Below are 22,047 nucleotides of genomic sequence, written 5' to 3'. Positions count from 1 at the left end.
ACCCTCGCGTCGCTCACTTTGACCGCATGGCGGCATTGAGGGCTGCGTCGCTTCCCTTGCTTCCAGCCGATCTTGCGCCGTCGCTGCCCGTAGCGAGCATGCGCGCCATCGTTCCGGCCTGCACTCCGACCCAGCCGAGGGCTGCGACCCAGACGCCCGGCAATACGATGAACATGCTGGCCATCACGAAGTTCAACAGCATGTCGCCGAACGCATTGTTCAGGCCGAGAAGCGGGTCGAGGTTGCTGTGCGGACCGCTCCATCCATAGAGTGCATCGAGGATGGTGCTGTCGATCCAGCGGGCCAACTGGAACCAGAAGTCCACGAAGAAGAGGGCGAACTGCACACAGCTCATGGTCACCACGGCCTTGAGGTCGTAGGTGCCGAACAGCAGGACGAGCGGCACGCAGATCACCATCGCCATCTTGAGGAACGACAGCACCATCGGCAGGGCCTGGCGCATCACGTCCATGGCAGGGAAGAAGCCGACCGAGCCGACGGCGAGGCCCGCATCGGCCGCTCCCCGCGTGACGATGTTGGGAAGCGTCATATCGACCTGACCACCGTAGTCGGCGTAGGCCTGGCCCTGGTTCATGGTCTGCTGGCGCGGCGCCGCGATCGCCCGGATGACCGCGTCGTCCGCCTGCTGGCGCGACACGAAGCTCGCCCAGCGCCCAACGCGGGCCAGGAGACCGGAATCCACCTGGGCTAACAACCGACTACGCAGGCCGCGTTCGCCGTCGTTCCACCATTGCCTGCAGGTCGGGTAGCCGCCCCCGTTTGCGACCTGTGCCAGCCCTGCGTCGCGCGTGGCGTCGTAGGGCCAGGATGTTCGGGGTGTCTGCGAGTGGTAGCTGTCATAGTACCCGCCGGTTCCAAGAAAGTAGGCGGATCCGATCCACGTCACGTCGTCCATCTGGGCATCCGAAAGTTCGGGGCGGCCCATGAAGAGCTTGGCCCGCGCGGGCCCGTAGCAGTCCCGCGTGAAGTCGGCCACTTCCTGCGCCAGCACAGGATCGTTGATGCGCGTGCTGTCGATCTCCATCCGCATCTGCCGTAGATCTGTTCCGCAGGGGATCGCTGCGACGGCGGCCCCGGTCACGGCCTTGGAAATCGCGTGCATGAAGAACCACCACACCGGCACTCGCGCGCTCTGGTTGTTGAGTGTCGTAAACGCATTCGACCACCGCGTGTCCTGGGGGACGGCCATATCGACCTTGCACTGCTTGGAACGGCTGGCATCGAACTGCATCGTCGAAAGGTCCACGTCGATGAAGGGGATGCCGGCGAACAGGATGACCACCACGGCCACCCACACCCGGTTCTCGATCCGGGCGGCCGACAGCACACCTTTGTTGCCTTCGTCGGCGCCTTCGCCCCGTGCGCGAAGCCACTCCTGGACAACGATCGCGACGAAGGGGAGGGCGAAGGCTCCGCTCGCGACGAGGATGTTCCAGATGCCGTTCTGGACGATCCATCCCACGAGTGTGAGGTAGTACTCTAGGTAGTCCGTCGTGTAGAGCGTCATGGATGCCTCGGCGTCATTTGTGACCTGCCGGGCATGATGGCTGCCGACGACTTGGTCGGCCCGAGGAAATCAGTTTGGCTTTAGTACCGCATACCAGTTGGCGGCCGATCCGGCATGGCGTAGGGGATGCCGATGGCCTTTGTCAGGTGCGGCGCTATGTTGAATGCCTGGGTGGCTCGACCTCGACAGCCTGCAGGTGAGCGACATCCTCGGCCTGGAGCAGATTGCCCTCTCGGTCAATCTGGAGCAGGCGTGCGTTGCCTCCGCGTCCCACGAGGACGACGTCTATGGAGTAGTCGCGTCCGCTGGCTTCTGGATCGGGTCGCATGCCACGGGCATAGATCACTATCCGCTCGAAGGTATCTGCTACCAACTGTCGTGCGCGCAGTCGGGCCTCGATCTCCTGGGCTTCAACGCCAGCGGCAAGGTCACGCCATGCCTGGTCGGCCCCTCGCAGATCCCTGCGACTGACCTTCCCAAGTTCGAGTTCGGCATCTCTCAGGGCGCTCTCGGCATCGTGCAGATCCTTCTCCAGGGCGCGCGCGCGGCGCGCGAACACCTGCGGGGTTCCTTCCCCTGACGTGGCCAGCATGGCATCCATCACCTTCTCCAGTTGCGCGTTGATCTCGGCCACCTTCGCCCGCGCGGAAGCGGCCCGGGCACGAGGTGCGTCGATGCCCTCGGCGCCGAAGAGCGCCTGCAGATTGATGATGTCGCTGCAGTACTTCATGAGCGCCCGCTCGATCGGCGCCACACTGGTGCTGGCCTTGACGCTACAGCCGTCGCCGAACGAAGCGTTGGAACAACACAACAGCCTTCGGTACCCGTCTCTGATGCGCCCGTCGGGCAGGCGCTTTTTGGACGCGAGGTTCTGTCCACACATGGCGCGGCCGCAATAGCCGCAGGTTGTGATACCGATCCCAGTGATGACATGGGGAAGGTCGCCCTTGACGCGCCGTCGTCCGCTCTGGGCACGGACCCGGCACAACTCCTCCCATTCCGCTTGGCTGAGAACTCCGGGGTAGTACCCCTCCAACAGGAACTCCTCGCCATCGACCCTCACGGGCATGTTGCCCACCAACTGGGGCATCTTGATCAGTCGGTAGAACTGGGGCGCGTGGTTTTTGCTGGTGGTGTAGAGCTGCAGACCCTCAGCGTCAAGGACCTGCATGATGCGCAGTCCACCTGCACCCTGGACGTACAAGGCCACGGCTCTGCGCACGGCCGCGACACGCTCGGGAACCAGCTCCCAACCGTTGTTGGGCCCGCCGGGCACTTCGCGCAACCATTCGGGATCGTGCCCCTGGCGGATCCGGCCGCGGTACGTCCCCGCCTGCCATCCCTCGCACAGCCAGCGGATGCTCGCCTTGACCCGCTTGCTCTTGGTGTCACTCTCCTCGTGGGCGCGGATCATCAGCAAGAGGCTGTAGACGAGGTCCATGGGGTTCGCCTTCAGTCGCTCCCTGCTGTAGGCCTTGCCGTCGCTGGCGGTGACTACCGTGATGCCGGCATTTACAATCTGGGCCAGTTGCGCCTGTGCCTGGATCGGCTCGGCGCGCGAAAGCCGGTCGAGTCCTTCGACCACCAGCACCGATCCCGCCTCGATCCGCCCGGCCTGTACCGCCGCCAGAAACGCCCCGAGCGCTCCTGACGTCACGTGCCGCTGGTGATAGGCTGACAGCCCTTCATCCAGCATCGTGAGCTTGTTGTCCAGCTGCAGACCGTGCTCCGCCGCCCATTTTGACGCGTACGCCTCCTGGCGCTCGCGGCTGTGGCCGGCCGCCTGGCTCGGGTCGGAAAAGCGCATGTAGCTATAGACAAGACCATTCACAGTTCACCCCACATGACAGAAACGACTGCACAGGCGGCCCGACAGCCGCGTATAGGTATGGTAAGCCTTGGGTGCCCCAAAGCCCTTGTCGATTCCGAACGCATCCTCACCCAACTGCGCGTGGAGGGTTACGCGATCGTGCCCAGCTACGACGCGGCCGACGTGGTGGTGGTCAACACCTGCGGCTTCATCGATTCGGCAGTGGCCGAGTCGATGGAGGCGATCGGCGAGGCCATGGCCGAGAACGGCAAGGTCATCGTCACCGGCTGCCTGGGCAAGCGTTCGGAGCAGATCCGCGCGGCCTATCCGGACGTGCTGGCGGTGTCCGGCCCGCAGGACTACCAGAGCGTGATGGAAGCGGTGCATGCGGCGCTGCCGCCGCGCCACGACCCGTTCGTGGACCTGCTGCCGCGTGCGCGGGGCGCCGAGGACGACATCGGGGTCAAGCTGACGCCGCGGCATTATGCCTACCTGAAGATTTCCGAAGGCTGCAATCACCGTTGCAGCTTCTGCATCATTCCGTCGATGCGCGGCGACCTGGTGTCGCGCCCGGTCGACGAGGTACTGCGCGAGGCCGAGCGGTTGGTGAAGGGCGGGGTACGCGAGTTGCTGGTGGTGTCGCAGGACACCTCGGCCTATGGCGTGGACCTCAAGTACGCCGAGCGCGAATGGCGCGGCCGCGCCTACCAGACGCGGATGAAGGCGCTGTGCGAGGGGCTGTCGGAACTGGGCGCGTGGGCGCGCCTGCACTACGTGTACCCGTATCCGCACGTGGACGACGTGATTCCGTTGATGGCCGAGGGCAAGTTGCTGCCGTACCTGGACATCCCGTTCCAGCATGCCAGCCCGCGCATCCTCAAGCTGATGAAGCGGCCGGGCGCGGTGGAGCGCACCCTGGAGCGCGTGCAGCGCTGGCGCGCGCTGTGCCCGGAGATCACGCTGCGTTCGACCTTCATCGTCGGCTTCCCCGGCGAGACCGACGCCGAGTTCGAGCAGTTGCTGGAGTTCCTGGACGCCGCGCAGCTGGACCGCGTCGGTGCGTTCGCCTATTCGCCGGTGGAGGGCGCCAGCGCCAATGCGCTGCCGGATCCGGTGCCGGAAGAACTCAAGCAGGAGCGGCTGGCGCGCTTCATGGAGCGGCAGGCAGCGATTTCCGCCGCGCGTCTGGAAGCCAAGATCGGCAGCGTGCAGGAGTGCCTGGTCGACCTGCTGGAGGATGGCATCGCGGTGGCGCGCTCCAAGGCCGATGCGCCGGAGATCGATGGCCTGGTGCATATCCAGAACGGCGGCGAACTCGGGCTCAAGCCGGGCGACCTGGTGCAGGTGGAGATCACCGACAGCGACGAGCACGACCTGTTCGGCGATGCGCTGCCGGCGCCCGCGGCGCCGGCGCGGCCACTGGACCTGCGGGTGCTCTGAGGCCGCAGGCGGCCGCATGCGGGGCGCCACGGCGCCGCGCGCTCAGGGCGTGGCGTAGTCCACCGCCACCACCACGAAGCTGTGGCGGCCGCCGGGCAGCTGCGCTTCCACTTCGTCGTCGACGCGCTTCTTCAGCAGGGCCCGCGCCAGCGGCGAATCGATGCTGATCCAGCCGCGCGCCGCGTCGGTCTCGTCCGGGCCGACGATGCGGTAGCGGCGCAGTTCGCCGCTGTCGGCGTCCTCCAGTTCGATGTGCGCGCCGAAGAACACCGCTTGAGGGTCCGACGGCGCCTCGGCGACCACGCGCAGCGCTTCCAGGCGTTTGCTCAGGTAGCGCACGCGGCGGTCGATCTCGCCCAGTTGCTTCTTGCGGTAGGTGTACTCGGCGTTCTCCGAACGGTCGCCCTCGGCCGCGGCCGCGGCCAGTGCCTTGACCACCTCGGGGCGGCGCACCCGCCACAGTTCGTCCAGTTCGGCCTTGAGCCGGGCATGGCCTTCCGGGGTGATCAGGGCGGTGCTTTTCTCGGCAGGGGGACGCCAGCGGCTCATCGATGCGACTGCGGTGGAGCGGGGTGGCGATGCTAGCGCGTGCCTGCGGCTTGCGCACCCGCAGGCGATGGCCGAAGCTGGCGCCGCCCCGCACACGAACGTCGCCCGATGCTGATCCTGCCGCTGCACAAGCCGCTGTCGCGGGACAACTTCCCATTGGTCACGCTGCTGCTGATCCTGCTCAACGTCGCGGTCTATGTGGGCTGGCAGCGCCACGACGGGGCGCCGCTGCGGCAGGCGCTGCGCGTGTACCTGGACTCCGGACTCGGCGCGCTGGAAGCGCCGGCCTATGCGCGCTACCTGGAGCGCAGTGGCGAGCGCGAGGCGCTGGCACGGCTGCAGCAGGTGCCGGCGGCGGAGCGGCCGGCCTTCGTCGGCGCCGCCACCCTGCACGACGTGCGCTTCGTGCAGGCCATGCGCGACGGCAGCGCATTCGCGGACGCCGATGCCCGGCAGGCCTGGGCGCCGCTGCGCGCGCGCTACGACGCGCTGCTGCAGCGCGTGTTCACCCTGCGCCATGTGCAGCGCAGCTCCGAATGGGCGCCGGCACGCATGCTCACGTCGGCCTTCCTGCATGCCGACGCCCTGCACCTGGTCGGCAATATGCTGTTCCTGCTGGCGCTGGGCACCTTGCTGGAAGGCGCGATCGGCGGCTGGCGGTTCCTGGCGGTGTACCTGCTCGGTGCGTTCGGTGCCAGCGCGGCGAGCCTGTGGTGGCGTTGGGGCGAAGCCGGGGCGGGGCTCGGCGCCTCCGGTGCCATTGCCGCATTGATGGGCGCGTTCTGCGTGGTGTGGGGGCGTCGTCCGGTGCGCTTCTTCTACTGGGCGGCGGTGCTGTTCGACTACGTGCGCGCCCCGGCCATCGTGCTGCTGCCGCTGTGGCTGGGCTGGGAGTTGTACAACCTGCTGCTCAACGGCGATGCAGGCATCGGCTTCGACGCGCATGCCGGCGGGCTGGTGGTCGGCGCACTGCTCGGTGCCGTGCTGGTGGCGACCGGGCAGACGCGCGAGGCGTTCCTGCGCGACGATGACGGGGTGCCGGCCGACGACCGCTGGGACCGCGCGCAGACGCATCTGGGCCGGATGGAACACTTCCAGGCCGGCGCGCTGCTGGACGCGCTGGCTGCCGAAGCGCCGCAGCGCTTCGATGTGGCGCTGGCGCGCTATCGCCTGGCCGCCAACGCCGGCCAGGTCGCGACGGCGCGGCTGCGCGCGTTGGACGTGCTGCGCCTGGCGGCGCCGTCCGTGCAGGAGGCGCAGCAGCAGGCGGCAGTGCTTGCCGCGGCCGGCGATCTGGATGCGTCGACGCGCGCGGCGCTGTTCGCGCGCTGGATGGCGCTGGGGCTGCTGGCCGAGGCCGAGGCGCTGTTGGCGCAGGATGCGGTCTCGTCGCGCGAGCAGCAGGCGCAGGCCTGGTTCCGGCTGGCGCTGGGCCATGGCGAACGCCAGGCCACGACGGAGTGGCGGCGCGTGCTGGAGGCGCTGGTCGCGCGTTATCCAGACCTGCCGCAGGCGGACAAGGCGCGGTTCCTGCTCGCCAACGCGTGAGGGCGCTGCCGGGCGCGGAAGCGGGGCGCGTCAGCGTGCCCCCGCGCCGCGCACGACCCACGCTAGACCGGCGCGATCGTCACCGCGCGCAACGCCGCCTGCAGCTTGCCGCGTTGCACCTCGTCGTCGCAGTGGTTCAGCGCGTCCTCCAGCAGGTCGCGGGCCCGCGCGTCCTCGCCGAAGCGTTCGGCCAGCAGCAAGGCGGCCTGCAACGACCAGGCGCTGCGTTCCGGCGCTTTCGGCCAGGCACGCAGCGCAGCCTGCAGGCCGTCGGCGGCGAGCCGGAACTGCCCGGCCAATTGCGCGCGTTCGGCCAGCAGTGTGGCCTGTTCCGGCAGCAGCGGCGCGAAGTCGGGATCGGCATCCAGCGCCTCGCGCTGCAGGGCCAGCGCCCGGCGTTCCTGCTTTTCCTGCAGCAGCCGGTGGATGTACTGGCGGGTATGCTCGCGGCGTTCTTCCTGGCGCGCACTGCCGCGCAGCAGGCGCTGGTACAGCTCGTGCACGCCCAGGCTCACCGCGCGGCTGCGCACTTCGCTGCGCAGCACCTGCAAGGCGTCGTCGGTGTGGCCGTCGCGCACCAATTGCTCGGCCTCGTCGAGCACGCGCTGGTCCGGGTCATGGCGGGCGAACGCACCTGCCGCGTCGGCGGCCGGTTCGTAGCCCAGCACCGCGTGATACTGGTAGACCAGATAGCCCATCAGGTGGAAGGCCGCGAACAGGCCCCAGATCGTCACCACGGTGACCGCCAGGTCGGCGACCAGCGGCGGCAGGGCGCGCTGCAGCCAGGCGGCGGCGCCCAGCGCACTGGCCTGGATCACGAACAGCAGGCCGAACGCGGCCAGGTAAGGCCAGCCGATGCGCAGCGCCAAGCCGATCGACACCGCCGGGTTCAGCGCACGGCGCAGGCTGCCGTCCATCGCCAGGGAAATCAGGAAGCCCGGCTGCAGCAGCACCACCGCCAGCAGCATCAGCAGGCCGCCGACCGGCCCGGTCAGCAGCAGCGCCGCGAACACCGCCACGCCGAGCACGATCATCAGCGCAAACAGCCGCACGACCACACCGTCGCCGATGTCGAAGCCGCGTTCCGGCGCGTCCAGGTAGCCGTCGGCGGTGTGGCGCAGGATCTCGAAGGCGTACTTGTAGATCGCCAGGGTGGTGACGATGCTCAGGATCCAGCCGATGCCGGGCAGCAGGCCCAGCAGGCTGCACAGGGTCAGCGCGATCAGCGCGTACAGTGCGCCGCCGTGCAACGGATACAGCGCGATGGCGCGGGTGCGCGCCCAGAACGGCTCGGGTGTGCTGCGATGGGCGCGGCTTGCGGCCGCGCGACGACGGTCTTCCATGACGCCCCCTGTCTACGAAGTGTGACGATTGTGCGGGTCGGCCGCGGCGCGCGCAATCGTGGGCCGCCGGGCAAACCTCTGGTGGGGCCCTTGGGTTGCCTGCAGCCATTGTGTGGTCGACTGCGCAACGCGCGTTCCACGCCGCCGTCGCCGTGCGCCGGCTCGCTACACTGCGCCCGAGCGTGGACAGCGCAATGCCATGCCGATGGTCGTGCACACGCGCTGCGCATTCCCCCATTCCCCCTTGGAGCTTCGCTTGGACCCTTCCTTCGTTTCCGGCAATCCGCGCGTGCGCGTCACCAACATCGAAGTGCTGTCGGACAACTGGTACGTGCTGCGCAAGGTCAGCTTCGATTTTCAGCGCCAGGACGGCCGCTGGCAGACGCTCACGCGCGAGGCCTACGACCGCGGCAACGGCGCCACCATCCTGCTGTACAGCCGCGCCAAGGGCACGGTGATGCTGACCCGCCAGTTCCGCTTGCCGACCCTGCTCAACGGCAATCCCGACGGCATGCTGATCGAGGCCTGCGCCGGGCTGCTCGATCGCCACGATGCGGAGACCTGCATCCGCAAGGAAACCGAAGAGGAGACCGGCTACCGGATCGAGAACGTGCGCAAGGTGTTCGAGGCGTTCATGAGTCCGGGCTCGGTGACCGAGCGGCTGTATTTCTTCGTGGGCGAATACGTGGACCGCGACAAGGTCGGCGCCGGCGGCGGCGTGGCCGCCGAGGGCGAGGAGATCGAGGTGCTGGAGCTGGCGCTCGATGCCGCGCTGGCGATGATCGACACCGGCGAGATTGCCGACGCCAAGACCATCATGCTGCTGCAGTACGCCAAGCTGCACGGGCTGCTGGCCTAGCGTAGCGTTGTCGGTTGTTGTATCTGCGCGTGGCATCGCCTGGATCGAAGGCCGCGGATACCTGCGAATCGAGCGTTCTGCAGGCCGGGCCTGTCGATCGCTGGTGGCGACGGTGTGCGGCAGGCATGCTCAGGTGTCAGCGATGACCCATTGCACGTCCGGCACCCACGCCTGCAGCCATCGGGCCATTTTTGCTTCGGCGTCCAGCCATTGCGGAGAAACCGGCGCTGCGGCCCCCAGCGCCGGCGTCTTGTTCAGACAGCCGGCATTGACGGCACCGTAAAGCCGCCCCTGATGCTCGAACGTGACCGCGACCAGTACCCCGCACTGGCGGCACAGCTGGAAGTGGGCGGCCTCTGCGCCCTGGCGATAACGATGCACGGCCTCGGCATGCGTGGCCGTCAGTCGCAGCGTGCCGGCGGGATCGGAAACGTATGCCGCACCATGCTTCTGGCAGAAGCTGCAGTCGCAGGCGCGCGGACGGATGTCCTCTGCCGATTGATCCGTCGAGAACGCGACGGTCAGGCAGCCGCAGTGGCAGCTTCCCTGGAGCGTTGTCAGCTTGTCCGCACGCGACATCATTGAGAGGCGCTCATCGCGTTTCTGTCCATGCTGGAGCGTCCTTTGGCATCGGCTCCGCTCAGCGCTTGCCACCGAAGATGCTGCCGAAGATGCCGCGCACGATCTGCTGGCCGATGCGGTTGCCGATGGTACGCGAGGTCTGCTTGGCCATCGCCTCGAGCATGCCCTGGCGGCGCTTGGTGCCGAACACCGCGTCCTTGACCGCCTGTCCGAAGCCGCTGTCCTGCGCCTCGTCCTGTTCGCGGGTGCGTGCTGGCGGCGCGGCGCTGCGGTCGGCGCTCTGCTCGACGCGGCGCGCCAGCATTTCCGCCGCCGATTCGCGGTTGACCGGCGTGTCGTAGCGCGCGCCGACCGGGCTGCCGGCGCGCACCTGCGCGCGCTCGGCCTCGGTGATCGCGCCCATGCGGCAGCGCGGCGGCGCGATCAGGGTCTGCTGCACCGGCGATGGCACGCCCTTGTCCTGCAACGTGGACACCAGCGCCTCGCCGGTGCCGAGCTGGGAGATGGCCTTGGCCACGTCCAGCTTGGGATTGGCGACGAAGGTGTCGGCGGCGGTGCGCACCGCCTTCTGGTCGCGCGGGGTGTAGGCGCGCAGCGCGTGCTGCACGCGGTTGCCGAGCTGGCCGAGGATGCTGTCGGGCACGTCGTCGGGGAACTGCGAGCAGAAGTACACGCCCACGCCCTTGGAGCGGATCAGCCGCACCACCTGCTCGATGCGCTGCACCAGCGCCGGTGGCGCGTCGTCGAACAGCAGGTGCGCCTCGTCGAACACGAACACCAGCTTGGGCTTGTCCAGGTCGCCCACTTCCGGCAGTTGCTCGAACAGTTCCGACAGCAGCCACAGCAGGAAGGTCGAGTACAGCCGCGGCTTGAGCACCAGTTGCGCGGCGGCGAGGATGCCGATCACGCCGCGGCCGTCGTGGTCGACCCGCATCAGCTCGGCCAGGTCCAGTGCCGGCTCGCCGAAGAAACCTTCGCCGCCGTCCTGGGCCAGGCGCAGCAGCGCGCGCTGGATCGCCGCCACCGACTGCGCGCTGACCAGGCCGTATTCGGTGGAGATGTCCTTGCGCTCTTCCACCACCAGCGCCAGCAGCGCGCGCAGGTCGTCCAGGTCGAGCAGCAGCAGGCCGCGGTCGTCGGCCAGCTTGAACACGATGTCGAGCACGCCGGCCTGGGTGTCGTTGAGTTCCAGCACGCGCGCCAGCAGGGTGGGGCCCATCTCGCTGACGGTGGTGCGCACCGGATGACCGAGCTGGCCGTACAGATCCCAGAACACCACCGGGTTGGCGGCCGGGGCGTAGTCGGTCACGCCGATCTCCCTGGCGCGTTGCAGCACCTTCTCGCTGCCGTCGCCGGGCATCGCCAGGCCGGCCACGTCGCCCTTCACATCGGCCAGGAACACCGGCACGCCGATCCGCGAGAAGCCTTCGGCCAGGGTCATCAGGGTCACGGTCTTGCCGGTGCCGGTGGCGCCGGCGACCAGGCCGTGGCGGTTGCCCAGGCGCGGTTGCAGCAGCACCGCGATGTCGTCGGTCACGCCTCTGCCTAGCAGGATCGGGTCCATATCGGGGTCCGCAATGAGATGCCTGGATTCTAGAGCGTCTGCGGGATGGCCGAACGCGCACGGGTGCGCCAGGCGCGCCGCGACGCCATGCGGACACCGGCGCACCGCGCGAAATGGCGTCTTTGCGTGGTTTGGCCGTTCGATGCTGCGGCACGGGAGTGGCGACGGCATCGCGGGGCGCGGGCGCGGTGCGCGCGGTGCCCGTGTTGCAGCGCGGGACGCGCGCCGGCCATGAACGTCGGCCCGCCGCGGGTCGGGCCAGGGCCGCGGCGACCTTGCCGCGATGCGACGGCGGGGGCTACCCTGCGGCCTTTCCGTCGCCGCGTCCCACCATGCCCCTTCCGTTTCGCTTCACCCACGCGTGGCCCGTCGCGGCTGCCGTGGCGCTGACCTGCACCGCTCCTGCCGCCCATGCCCGCGTGTCCGCCCGCGACCAGGCCGCCATTGCCGTCCTCGATCAGCGCCTGGCCGCCGCCGAGAAGCGCTACAACGACGCCATGGTGCTGGTCGGCAACAGCGACCCCAAGGGCACCCAGGAAAGCGACGCCGCGCTGGAAGACATCGAGGACGTGATCCAGGCCTGCATCAAGCAGCGTGGCTGCGAGGTCGGCACCTACCTGGGCGCGTACAAGCGCCTGCTCAAGGCCAAGACCGACGCGCAGGTCCAGGCCAGCGATACCGATGCCGCCGACGACGAAGACGCGGCGCCGCTGCAGGCCGACCCCGACCACATCAGCCCGCTGGCCGCCGACGTGCCGGAAGCCGCGCGCGCGGCGCGCCTGCTCAACGACAAGCGCCACGCCTTCGATTCGATGGTGGAGTACAACCCGGCGGTGCAGGCCGGCATCCGCCGCTGGCTGACCGACATGCGCCCGGCGCTGATGAGCAGCTACGAGAACTACCAGAACCTGCGCGCGATCATGTGGCCGGAGTGGGAGAAGCGCGGCCTGCCGGAGGCGTTGCTGTTCGGCATCATCGCCAAGGAGTCCAACGGCCGCGTGCACGCCAATTCGCGGGTGGGCGCCGCCGGACTGATGCAGTTCATGCCGGCCACCGGGCGCCGTTTCGGCCTGGGCCCGGACGGCACCGGCTTCGATACCCGCTACGACGCCCGCAGTGCCGCCGAGGCCAGCGCGGTCTACATCAACGAGCGCATGGCCGAGCTCAACCGCAGCGTCGAACTGGCCCTGGCCGGCTACAACGGCGGCGAAGGCCGTGCGGCGCGCGTGTTCAACCAGATGCCAGGCCGCAGCTTCTGGGACGCCTCGGTGTACAACCAGTTCCCGGCCGAGACCAAGGACTACGTGCCGATGGTGATCGCCGCGGCGTGGATCTTCCTGCACCCGCAGCAGTACGGCGTGGCCTTCCCCAAGATCAATGCGCAGCCGGCCACGCTGCGCCTGGCCAAGTCCACCACCATCTACGAACTGACCATCTGCCTGGGCAGCGACGGCACCCGCGACGGCTACATGCGCGCGCTGCGCAACCTTAACCCGCGCTACGAGCCGGACGGCTGGATCCCGGCCGGGGTGACCATCAACGCCACCACCAAGATCGTCGGCCTGTACAACCGCTACTGCGTCAGCGGCCCGCGCGCCGACCTGGCGCGCGCGCTGATCACCGCCGACGTCACTGCCGCGGTGCGCAGCGGCAGCCCGGCGCCGGCCGCCGACCTCACCGGCAACGTGGCGGTGGGCGACGTCAGTCCGGTCGCCGGCGTGCCGACCACGGTGGCCACCGGCCGTCCCGCGCCGGCCAAGCCCAAGCAGAAGCAGGTGCGCAGCTACCGCGTGGCCAAGGGCGACACGTTGGGGCGGATTTCCGACCGCCACGACTGCGACCTGAAGGAACTGGCCAAGGCCAACGGCCTGCGCGCCCCGGGCTATGCGTTGAAGCCGGGCCAGTCGCTGAAGCTGGTGGGCTGCGAGAAGTAGGGATCCCTTCTGCCCGCGGAGAAGGTGGCGCGCAGCGCCGGATGAGGGTCGGGCCATGCGCAGTCTCGGGCGTGTGGCTTGCCGTCATCCATTGCAGGGAAAGGCGGCCCGTCCACCGTCCATGCGTCGGGACTGAAGTCCCTCCCATAGCGGGGCTGTCGCTGGACACCAGTTGCGAGACAAAAGCGCAATCCAATCCCTTCTCCCCCCGGGAGAAGGTGGCGCGCAGCGCCGGATGAGGGTTGGGCCATGCGCAGTCTCAGGCGTGTGGCTTACCGTCATCCATTGCAGGGAAAGGCGGTCCTTCCACCGTCCATGCGTCAGGACTGAAGTCCCTCCCATAGTGGGGCTGTCGCTGCACACCAGTTGCGAGACAAGGCGCGATCCAATCCCTTCTCCCCCCGGGAGAAGGTGGCGCGTAGCGCCGGATGAGGGGCGGGCCATGCGCAGTTTCGGGCGTGTGGCTTGCCGTCATCCATCGCAGGGAAAGGCGGTCCTTCCACCGCCCATGCGTCGGGACTGAAGTCCCTCCCACAAAGGCGCTCCTCAAGAGAAAGGGCCGCAGCGTGGCCCTCTCTCGCTTCAGCGCACCAGCCGCGCCAGCGCCTGGCCCAGCCGTACCGGCGATTCCGCCGCCAGCGCCGGATCGAACGCGGCCACGCCCGGCGGCAGCAGCACGATCACCGTGGAGCCGTAGTTGAAGCGCGCCATTTCCTCGAACCGCTGCAGGGTGATGCCCTTGCCGCGCCAATCCTTGCGGGTGATGCGGTCGGCGTAGCGCGGGATCTCCACGCCGCTCCACACGGTTTCCACGCCGGACACCAGCAGCGCGCCGACCATCACCGAGACCATCGGGCCGAAGTCGGTGTCGAAATGGCAGACCAGGCGCTCGTTGCGCGCGAACAGGCGCGGCACGCTGCGCACCGCGTCGGTGCCGACGCTGAACAGCCGCCCCGGCACGTGCACGGTTTCGCGCAAGGTGCCGGTCCACGGCATATGCACGCGGTGGTAGTCGCGCGGCGACAGGTACACGGTGGCATAGAGGCCGTTGGCGAACGGCGCCGCCGCGGCGTCGTCGCCGAGCAGTTCGGCGGCGGTGAACGACTGCCCCTTGGCCTGGAAGATGCGCCCGTCCTCGATCCGGCCGAGCTGGCTGATGCGACCGTCGGCCGGCATCAGCAGCGCCTGCGGGTCGGGGTCGGCGACGCGCGCACCGGGCTTCAGCGCACGGGTGAAGAAGGCATTGAAGGTCGGGTAGGCGCGCGCATCCGGTTGCGCGGCCTCGCTCAGGTCCACGCCGAAGCGGCGCACCACCGTGTCGATCAGCCACTGCTTCAGCCCGGGGCGCGAGGAATAGGCCAGGCGCCGCGCCAGCGAGGACAGCAGCCGGTGCGGCAGCACGTAGGTCAGGCGGGTGGTCAGGCTCATGGGGCGGTGGCCTTGGTCAGGGCCTGCAGGTCGGCGGCGATCGCCGCGGCATCGAACGGCGGGCGGATCAGCCCGGCCTGGCGGCCCTGCGGGTCGAGCACCGCGATCGCGGCGGAGTGGTCCATGCTGTAGTCGTTCGGGTTCTCGGCGTAGTGCTTGCCCGGCACCTTCTGGAACACGAAGCCCAGCGCGGTGGCGAAGCGCTCCAGCTCGGGCACGTCGGCGGTGGCGGCGATGGTGTCCTTGTGGAAGGCATGGGCGTACTCGCCCAGCCGCGGCAGGGTGTCGCGCTGCGGGTCGACCGAGACGAACAGCACGCGCGGGCGCAGCGTGTCCGGCAGCGTCTCCCATTGCTTCTGCGCGCGCGCCAGGTCGGCCAGGGTGGTCGGGCACACGTCCGGGCAGGCGGTGAAGCCCAGGAACACCAGGGTCCAGTGGCCCTTGAGTTCGCCCGGCACCAGCGGCGTGCCGTCGGTCTGGCGCAGGTGGAAGTCGGGCAGGGGCCGCGGCTGCGGATACATGCGCACCGTGCGGGTCTCCGGCCAGGCCGGGGCGGCGCTGCCGCCGAAGTACTTCTGGGCCAGCAGCAGCCCCAGGCCGGCGGCCAGGGCAACCACCAGGACGATGCCGAAGGTGCGGTTGAACATACTGATTTCCCATGCAACGAACGCTCATCATAGCGGCCGGGCCTCTATAATCGGGGGCCACATTGCCTTGCCTGTTGCCATGACTGCCGACGCGGCCGCCGAACTCCACACGATCATCGACCTGATCCGCTACGGCACCAGCCGTTTCAACGCCGCCGGGCTGAGCTTCGGCCACAGCTACGACAACGCCCTGGACGAGGCCACGCAACTGGTGCTGCACGCGCTCCACCTGCCGCACGACCTGGGCCCGGCCTACGGCAGCGCGCGGGTCACCACGCCGGAGAAGGCACAGGTGCTGGCGCTGTTCGAGCGCCGCATCGCCGAGCGCATCCCCGCCGCCTACCTCACCGGCGAGGCCTGGTTCGCCGGGCTCAGCTTCAAGAGCGATGAGCGCGCCCTGGTGCCGCGTTCGCCGATCGCCGAACTGATCGAGGCCGGCTTCGAGCCGTGGCTGGCCGGCCGCCCGGTCGAGCGCGCGCTGGACCTGTGCACCGGCTCGGGCTGCATCGCCATCGCCATGGCCCACTACAACCCGAACTGGCAGGTGGACGCGGTCGACATCAGCGACGACGCGCTGAGCCTGGCCGCCGAGAACAAGGAACGGCTGCTGGCCGACAACGTCGAACTGGTCAAGTCCGACCTGTTCGCCGGGCTGGGCGGGCGCCGCTACGAACTGATCGTGACCAATCCGCCCTACGTCACCCATGCCGAGACCGACGCGCTGCCGCCGGAATACGCGCACGAGCCGGAGCTTGGCCTGCGGGCGGGCGACGACGGGCTGGACCTGGCGCTGAAGATCCTGCGCGACGCCCCGGCGCACCTGAGCGAGGACGGGCTGCTGATCTGCGAGGTCGGCGAGTCCGAGCGCGCGCTGGCGCAGCTGCTGCCGGAAGTGGATTTCGCCTGGGTCGAGTTCAAGGTCGGGCAGATGGGCATCTTCGCGGTGGAGCGCAGCGAACTGCTGACGCACCACGCGCGCATCGCCGCGCTGGCCGCGGACCGGTGACGCCACGGCCATGAGCGCGAACAGTTTCGGCACGCTGCTGACCGTCACCACCTTCGGCGAATCGCACGGGCCGGCGATCGGCTGCGTGGTCGACGGTTGCCCGCCGGGGCTGGAGTTGGACGCCAGCGAATTCGCCCACGACCTGCAGCGCCGCGCCACCGGCAAGAGCCGGCACACCTCGGCGCGGCGCGAGGCCGACGCCATCGAGATCCTGTCCGGGGTCTACGAGGGCCGCACCACCGGCACCCCGATCGGCCTGCTGATCCGCAACACCGACCAGCGCAGCAAGGATTACACCGACATCGCCCGGCAGTTCCGCCCCGGCCATGCCGACTACAGCTACTGGCAGAAGTACGGCATCCGCGATCCGCGCGGCGGCGGACGCTCGTCCGCGCGCGAGACCACCATGCGCGTGGCCGCCGGCGTGATCGCCAAGAAGTGGCTGGCGCAGCGCTACGGCGTACGCGTGCGCGGCTACCTGTCCCAGCTCGGGCCGCTGCTGCCGCAGGGCTTCGCCTGGGACGCGGTGGAAGACAACGCGTTCTTCTGGCCGCACGCGCCGCAGGTGCCGGAACTGGAGGCATACATGGATGCGCTGCGCAAGTCCGGCGATTCGATCGGCGCGCGCGTGACCGTGGTCGCCGACGGCGTGCCCGCGGGTTGGGGCGAGCCGGTCTACGGCAAGCTCGACGGCGAGCTGGCCGCGGCGATGATGAGCATCAATGCGGTCAAGGGCGTGGAGATCGGCGACGGCTTCGCCGCGGTGACCCAGAAGGGCACCGACCATCGCGACCTGATCGCGCCCGACGGGTTCCAGTCCAACCACGCCGGCGGCGTGCTCGGCGGCATCGCCACCGGCCAGCCGGTCGTCGTCTCGGTCGCGTTCAAGCCCACCTCCAGCCTGCGCCTGCCCGGCGCCACGGTGGACGTGGACGGGCAGGCGGTGGACGTGATCACCACCGGCCGCCACGATCCCTGCGTCGGCATCCGCGCCACCCCGATCGCCGAGGCGATGATGGCGCTGGTGCTGATGGACCAGGCGCTGCGCCACCGCGCGCAATGCGGCGACGTCGGCACGGTGACGCCGCGCATCCCCGGCGGTGGCGATGGCTGAGTCGCGGCCGCGGGTGTGGGTCAGCCAGCCGCTGTTCGACGATGTCGTCGCACGGCTGGGCGCGCATTGCGCGCTGACCACCACCGCGGACGTGACCAAGTATTCGCCGCAGGACCTGGCGCAGGCGCTGGCGCCGCTGGACGGCGCCCTGGTCACCCTCAACGAACGCATCGGCGCCGCCGAGATCGCCGGGGCGCCACGGTTGCGCGCCATCGCCAACGTGGGCGTCGGCTACAACAATCTGGACCTGGACGCGCTCAGCGCGGCCGGCATCGTCGCCACCAACACCCCCGACGTGCTCACCGAGACCACCGCCGATCTCGGCTTCGCCCTGCTGATGGCCGCCGCGCGGCGCATCGGCGAGGCCGAACGCTGGCTGCGCGCGGGGCAGTGGCAGCAGTGGTCGTTCCAGACCATGCTGGGTGCCGATGTCCACGGCAGCACGCTGGGCATCCTCGGCATGGGCCGGATCGGCCAGGCCATCGCGCGCCGCGCCGCCGGCTTCTCGATGCGCGTGCTGTACCACAACCGCAGCCGCCTGCCGGCCGAGGTGGAGCGTGCACATCGCGCCGAGTACGTCGGCTTCGACGCACTGCTGGCGCGCGCCGACCACCTGCTGCTGGTGCTGCCGTACAGCGCACAGTCGCACCACATCGTCGACGCGGCGGCCCTGGCCAGGATGCGGCCGACCGCGACGCTGGTGAACATCGCCCGCGGCGGTCTGGTCGATGAAGTCGCGCTGGCCGACGCACTGGCCAATGGGCGCCTGGCCGCGGCCGGGCTGGACGTATTCGAAGGCGAGCCGGCGATCCGTCCGGAACTGCTGGCGCTGCGCAACGTGGTGCTGACCCCGCACATCGGCAGCGCCAGCGTGGCCACGCGCCGCGCGATGGTGGCGCTGGCGGTGGACAACCTGCTTGCCGCGCTGGGCATCGGTGCCGACGCCGGGCGTCCGCCCAATGCGCTGAACCTGGACGCGATCGCCGCGGCCGGCGGCGGCGCGCGGGCGATGGCGGACAAAAAACGATAGGGAGCCTGCGGCCCTGTGCGCGGCGCGCACGGCAGGTTCCCCGAATCCACGTGGCAGTGCGGCTGTTCCTCCCCTTTTTTCTTCCTGCGGATCGAATCCTTCCATGAGCAATGCAACCCGTCGTTTCAACGTCGCCGTCGTCGGCGCCACCGGTGCCGTCGGCGAAACCATGCTGAGCATCCTTGCCGAGCGCGGTTTTCCCGTCGCCACGCTGTACCCGCTGGCCTCCGAGCGCTCGGCCGGCGGCCAGGTCGAGTTCAACGGCCAGAAGGTCACCGTGCTCGACCTGGCCACCTTCGACCCGACCGGCGTGGACATCGCGCTGTTCTCCGCCGGCGGCGGCATCTCCAAGGAGTACGCGCCGAAGTTCGCCGCGGCCGGCGCGGTGGTGATCGACAACTCCTCGACCTTCCGCTACGACGACGACGTGCCGCTGGTGGTGTCGGAGGTCAACCCGCACGCCCTGAAGAACCGTCCGCGCGGCATCGTCGCCAACCCCAACTGCTCGACCATGCAGCTGATGCCGGTGCTGGCGCCGATCCACAAGAAATACAGCATCGAGCGCATCAACGTGGCCACCTACCAGTCGGTGTCCGGCGCCGGCCGCTCGGGCATGGAGGAACTGGGCAAGCAGACCGCGCAGCTGCTGGCGTTCCAGGACATCGAGCCGCAGAAGTTCCAGGCGCAGATCGCCTTCAACCTGATCCCGCACATCGACGACTTCCAGCCCAACGGCTACACCAAGGAAGAGATGAAGCTGGTGTGGGAGACGCAGAAGATCCTCGAGGACAGCAGCATCCTGGTGAACCCCACCGCGGTGCGCGTGCCGGTGTTCTTCGGCCACTCGGAGGCGGTCAACATCGAGACCAAGCGCAAGATCACCCCGGAGCAGGCGCGCGAACTGCTGCGCAACGCCGCCGGCGTGGAGGTGGTCGACGAGCACAAGGCCGGCGGCTATCCGACCCCGGTGACCCATGCCTCCGGCAAGGACCCGGTGTTCGTCGGCCGCATCCGCGAGGACTTCTCGCACCCGCGCGGCCTCAACCTGTGGGTGGTGGCCGACAACATCCGCAAGGGCGCCGCGCTCAATGCGGTGCAGTTGGCCGAGCTGGTGGCCCAGGAGGGCTGAGGGGCCGGGATTTGGCAGTCGGGATTGGGGATTCGTAAGAGCCGCGCAGCGCCGTTTCGGCGCTGCGAAGCGCGGGATCTCCAGGCAATCACGCAGCGGCCAGTGGCGCATGCCCTGGCCGTTGTCGTGTCCGGGGTCCGTATCGTGCTGCAAGAAGAAGATGCGATAACGCCTGCGGGCGCGATGATGACGGGCGCATCCGTAGAAGCGGCTTCAGCCGCGACGAAGCGTTCCCGGGAACGCCATCGTGGCTGAAGCCGCTCCTACAAGACAAGGGCGTTGCAGCGTTCGTCGGTCACTGATCCCGCAAAAGGGAGAGAAGCCGCTCGCGCACCCGCGACCACACCCTCGCCGCTGCAGTGCCCTGCCCGCAACGAATCCCAAATCCCAAATCCCCAATCCCGGCTTCATATATATTGACGACATGACTCCAAGGGGCAGGGGCGGGATGCGCCTACAACCACGTTTGTTCCGTCGCCGCAGCGGCGATGCGGTGTCCACCGCGCCCGGGCTGCGCCATGTCTGTCGCGCGGCCGCGGCGCTGCTGTTGCTGGCCTGCAGCCAGGCGGCGCTGGCATTGGGCCTGGGCGATATCCGCGTGCTGTCCAAGCCGGGCGAGCCGTTCCTGGCCGAGATCCCGGTGATCTCCAACGAACCGGGCGAACTGGAGCGGGCGCGGGTGGCGCTGGCCTCGCCGGCGACCTTCGCACGGGTCGGGCTGGAGCGTCCGCAGGGCCTGGTCAGCGATCTGCAGTTCCGCTTCACCCAGACCCGCAAGGGCCGCGTGGTGATCCAGGTCAGCAGCCGCATGCCGGTCGACGTGCCGTCGCTGAGCTTCCTGATCGAGGTCGATTGGGGCCAGGGGCGGCTGATCCGCGAGTATTCGGCACTGATCGACGCCCCCAACACCGCCGCGGCGATCGACGCGCCGGCGATCGATGCACCGGCCGCGGCGCAGCCGTCCGACCGCATCACCCGCGAGGCATCCACGGCCGCCCCAGCGCCGGCGGCCGCCGCGACGCCAGCGACGCCGAGTGCGAGGCCGGCCGCCGCGCCGCGTCCGACGCCGGCTCCTGCTGCCGCGCCAGGCGATGCGCTGGCGCCGGTGCGCGCCGGGCAGACCTTGTCGCAGATCGCCGGCCAGCTCGCGCGCGGCAACGGCCATTCGCTCGATCAGACCATGGTCGCGCTGCTGCGCGCCAACCCGGACGCCTTCATCCGCGGCAATCTCAACCTGCTCAAGCAGGGCGCGGTGCTGCGCACGCCGCGCGAGGAGGACCTGGCCAGCCTGGATGCCGCCGCGGCCGAGGCCGTAGTGCGCGAGCAGGCGGCGCAATGGCGCCAGGCGCGCGCGCCGGTGCCGCAGCCGGCACAGGCGCAGCAGGACGCGGCGACCGCGCAGGCCGCAGCCAAGCCGGCCGCCGCGGCGACGGCGGCCGCGTCCGGCGCGCGCCTGGAAATCGCGCCGGCGGTGCCGGCGACGCGCCGCGAGGCGGGAACCAAGTCCGGCACCGGTGCCGGCGACGAAGGAGACATGGTGGCGACCCAACAATTGCAGCAGGCGCGCGAAGACCTCGCGGCACGCGATGCCGAGGTCCAGGAACTGCGCTCGCGGGTGGAGCAGCTCGAAAAGCTCAAGGCCCAGCAGCAGCAACTGATCGCGCTGAAGGACAGCGACCTGGCCGCGGCGCAGAAGCGCCTGGCCCAGGCCGGGCAGGCGGCGCCGGCCGCCGCGGCCGCGCCGGCGCCGGCCAATACCGGCTGGCCGCTGTGGCTGTGGGGCGGGCTGAGCCTGCTGGTGCTGGGCCTTGGCGCCTGGGTGCTGTCGCGCCGGCGCAAGCCGTCGCCGCTGCCGCCGTTGCCGCGCGACGACGACGCGGCACTGGCGGCCAGGGCCGCGGTGCCGGTGGTCGCGCACCGCGATGTCGATGCGCCGGAACTGCCGCCGCTGGAACCCGAGCCGTTGGTCGAGGAGGCTGCGGCCGCCCGCGACGAGGAGGCGCTGCCGGCGTGGGAGCGCGTCGACCACGTTGCCGACGATCACGCCGACCACCACGCCACGCTCGACGACGACGCCTTCGAGCGCGTGCTGGCGCAGCAGTCGATGCGCCATGCGTCGGCCGATGCGCCGCTGTCCGCGGGCAACGACGACCTGCATTCCGTCGACCCGGCCGACACCCATCCGGAGGCCGCCCCGGCCGTCGAGTCCGCGGCCGAGAGGTCCTGGCGGCAACCGCCGTCGCTGTCCGCGGTGCCGAGCAGCGACCTTCCTGTCGACAGCGACGCAGGCGCCGGCCGGCAGGAGCCGACCTGGCACCAGCCTGCCGCACCGGAGCCTGCCGCACCGGCACCGGCACCGGCCGAAGCGCCGTCGCCGTATCCGCCGGTGGGCCGCGAGCGGCTGGAACTGGCGGTGGCGTACATGGACCTGGGCGACAACGAGACCGCACGTACCTTGCTGACCGAGGTCGCGGCCAGCGGCGACCCGGCCGCGCGCGCCGAGGCGCTGCAATTGTTGGGACGGCTGGACTGATGC

17 protein-coding genes are annotated in these 22,047 nt (G+C 69.6%); 9 read left to right on the top strand and 8 right to left on the bottom strand.

The window, feature by feature from the left end; genetic code table 11:
• Positions 1-13: 13 nt before the first annotated feature.
• Both FHR56_RS08745 and FHR56_RS08740 read right to left on the bottom strand, forming a co-directional pair.
• The gene (locus FHR56_RS08745) at positions 14-1,528 is read right to left on the bottom strand and encodes a conjugal transfer protein TraG N-terminal domain-containing protein (protein ID WP_160947125.1); all 1,515 of its coding nucleotides are present in this window, start codon (positions 1,526-1,528) and stop codon (positions 14-16) included.
• Positions 1,529-1,682: 154 nt separating this feature from the next.
• The gene (locus FHR56_RS08740; protein WP_184502472.1) at positions 1,683-3,335 is read right to left on the bottom strand and encodes a recombinase family protein; all 1,653 of its coding nucleotides are present in this window, start codon (positions 3,333-3,335) and stop codon (positions 1,683-1,685) included.
• Positions 3,336-3,371: 36 nt separating this feature from the next.
• Between FHR56_RS08740 and rimO the strand changes: the two genes are divergently transcribed.
• Positions 3,372-4,778, top strand: a complete 1,407-nt coding sequence (gene rimO / locus FHR56_RS08735; protein ID WP_160947123.1) for a 30S ribosomal protein S12 methylthiotransferase RimO — start codon at positions 3,372-3,374, stop codon at positions 4,776-4,778.
• Between the two features lie 42 nt (positions 4,779-4,820).
• On the opposite strand, the gene greB is transcribed toward rimO, so the two are convergent.
• Positions 4,821-5,327, bottom strand: a complete 507-nt coding sequence (gene greB, locus FHR56_RS08730) for a transcription elongation factor GreB (RefSeq protein ID WP_019801381.1) — start codon at positions 5,325-5,327, stop codon at positions 4,821-4,823.
• A 108-nt stretch (positions 5,328-5,435) separates the two neighbouring features.
• Between greB and FHR56_RS08725 the strand changes: the two genes are divergently transcribed.
• Positions 5,436-6,875 (top strand): rhomboid family intramembrane serine protease, encoded by a 1,440-nt coding sequence (locus FHR56_RS08725; RefSeq protein ID WP_160947122.1) that lies wholly within the window; start codon positions 5,436-5,438, stop codon positions 6,873-6,875.
• Between the two features lie 62 nt (positions 6,876-6,937).
• Here the strand turns inward: FHR56_RS08725 and FHR56_RS08720 are convergent, their stop codons facing one another.
• The gene (locus FHR56_RS08720) at positions 6,938-8,218 is read right to left on the bottom strand and encodes a hypothetical protein (RefSeq protein WP_160947121.1); all 1,281 of its coding nucleotides are present in this window, start codon (positions 8,216-8,218) and stop codon (positions 6,938-6,940) included.
• A gap of 256 nt (positions 8,219-8,474) precedes the next feature.
• Here FHR56_RS08720 and nudK point away from each other — a divergent pair, with 256 nt between their 5' ends.
• On the top strand, positions 8,475-9,077 hold the full coding sequence (gene nudK, locus FHR56_RS08715) for a GDP-mannose pyrophosphatase NudK (RefSeq protein ID WP_160947120.1): 603 nt from the start codon (positions 8,475-8,477) through the stop codon (positions 9,075-9,077).
• A 129-nt stretch (positions 9,078-9,206) separates the two neighbouring features.
• Here the strand turns inward: nudK and FHR56_RS08710 are convergent, their stop codons facing one another.
• Both FHR56_RS08710 and FHR56_RS08705 read right to left on the bottom strand, forming a co-directional pair.
• Positions 9,207-9,659, bottom strand: coding sequence for a GFA family protein (locus tag FHR56_RS08710; protein ID WP_160947119.1), 453 nt, complete (start codon positions 9,657-9,659; stop codon positions 9,207-9,209).
• Positions 9,660-9,717: 58 nt separating this feature from the next.
• Positions 9,718-11,223 (bottom strand): helicase HerA-like domain-containing protein, encoded by a 1,506-nt coding sequence (locus FHR56_RS08705; RefSeq protein WP_160947118.1) that lies wholly within the window; start codon positions 11,221-11,223, stop codon positions 9,718-9,720.
• A 332-nt stretch (positions 11,224-11,555) separates the two neighbouring features.
• Between FHR56_RS08705 and FHR56_RS08700 the strand changes: the two genes are divergently transcribed.
• The gene (locus tag FHR56_RS08700) at positions 11,556-13,157 is read left to right on the top strand and encodes a transglycosylase SLT domain-containing protein (protein ID WP_160947117.1); all 1,602 of its coding nucleotides are present in this window, start codon (positions 11,556-11,558) and stop codon (positions 13,155-13,157) included.
• Between the two features lie 582 nt (positions 13,158-13,739).
• On the opposite strand, the gene asd is transcribed toward FHR56_RS08700, so the two are convergent.
• Together asd and FHR56_RS08690 are read right to left on the bottom strand one after the other, a co-directional pair.
• Positions 13,740-14,585, bottom strand: coding sequence for an archaetidylserine decarboxylase (gene asd / locus FHR56_RS08695; protein ID WP_160947116.1), 846 nt, complete (start codon positions 14,583-14,585; stop codon positions 13,740-13,742).
• Positions 14,582-15,232 (bottom strand): SCO family protein, encoded by a 651-nt coding sequence (locus tag FHR56_RS08690; RefSeq protein ID WP_010340523.1) that lies wholly within the window; start codon positions 15,230-15,232, stop codon positions 14,582-14,584. The genes asd and FHR56_RS08690 overlap by 4 nt, the downstream gene beginning before the upstream one ends.
• 79 nt (positions 15,233-15,311) lie before the next feature.
• On the opposite strand from FHR56_RS08690, the gene prmB reads away from it, so the two are divergent.
• The 5 genes from prmB to FHR56_RS08665 all read left to right on the top strand — a co-directional run bounded on the left by prmB (position 15,312) and on the right by FHR56_RS08665 (position 22,044).
• A complete protein-coding gene (gene prmB / locus FHR56_RS08685; RefSeq protein WP_160947115.1) occupies positions 15,312-16,238 on the top strand; it encodes a 50S ribosomal protein L3 N(5)-glutamine methyltransferase in 927 nt (308 codons plus the stop codon).
• A gap of 10 nt (positions 16,239-16,248) precedes the next feature.
• Positions 16,249-17,352 (top strand): chorismate synthase, encoded by a 1,104-nt coding sequence (aroC, locus tag FHR56_RS08680; protein WP_160947114.1) that lies wholly within the window; start codon positions 16,249-16,251, stop codon positions 17,350-17,352.
• Positions 17,345-18,382: a D-glycerate dehydrogenase gene (locus FHR56_RS08675; protein WP_160947113.1), complete on the top strand. Its 1,038-nt coding sequence runs from the start codon at positions 17,345-17,347 to the stop codon at positions 18,380-18,382. Before aroC ends, FHR56_RS08675 begins: the two co-directional genes overlap by 8 nt.
• Positions 18,383-18,485: 103 nt before the next feature.
• Positions 18,486-19,511 (top strand): aspartate-semialdehyde dehydrogenase, encoded by a 1,026-nt coding sequence (locus tag FHR56_RS08670; RefSeq protein WP_160947112.1) that lies wholly within the window; start codon positions 18,486-18,488, stop codon positions 19,509-19,511.
• A gap of 541 nt (positions 19,512-20,052) precedes the next feature.
• Positions 20,053-22,044: a FimV/HubP family polar landmark protein gene (locus FHR56_RS08665; RefSeq protein WP_160947151.1), complete on the top strand. Its 1,992-nt coding sequence runs from the start codon at positions 20,053-20,055 to the stop codon at positions 22,042-22,044.
• Positions 22,045-22,047 lie beyond the last annotated feature (3 nt).

This window comes from Xanthomonas sp. F10, from assembly GCF_014206815.1.
GTDB lineage: Bacteria > Pseudomonadota > Gammaproteobacteria > Xanthomonadales > Xanthomonadaceae > Xanthomonas_A > Xanthomonas_A indica.
The sequence above is the reverse complement of the archived record's forward strand: the minus strand, read 5'-3'. Positions and strand labels throughout refer to the sequence as shown.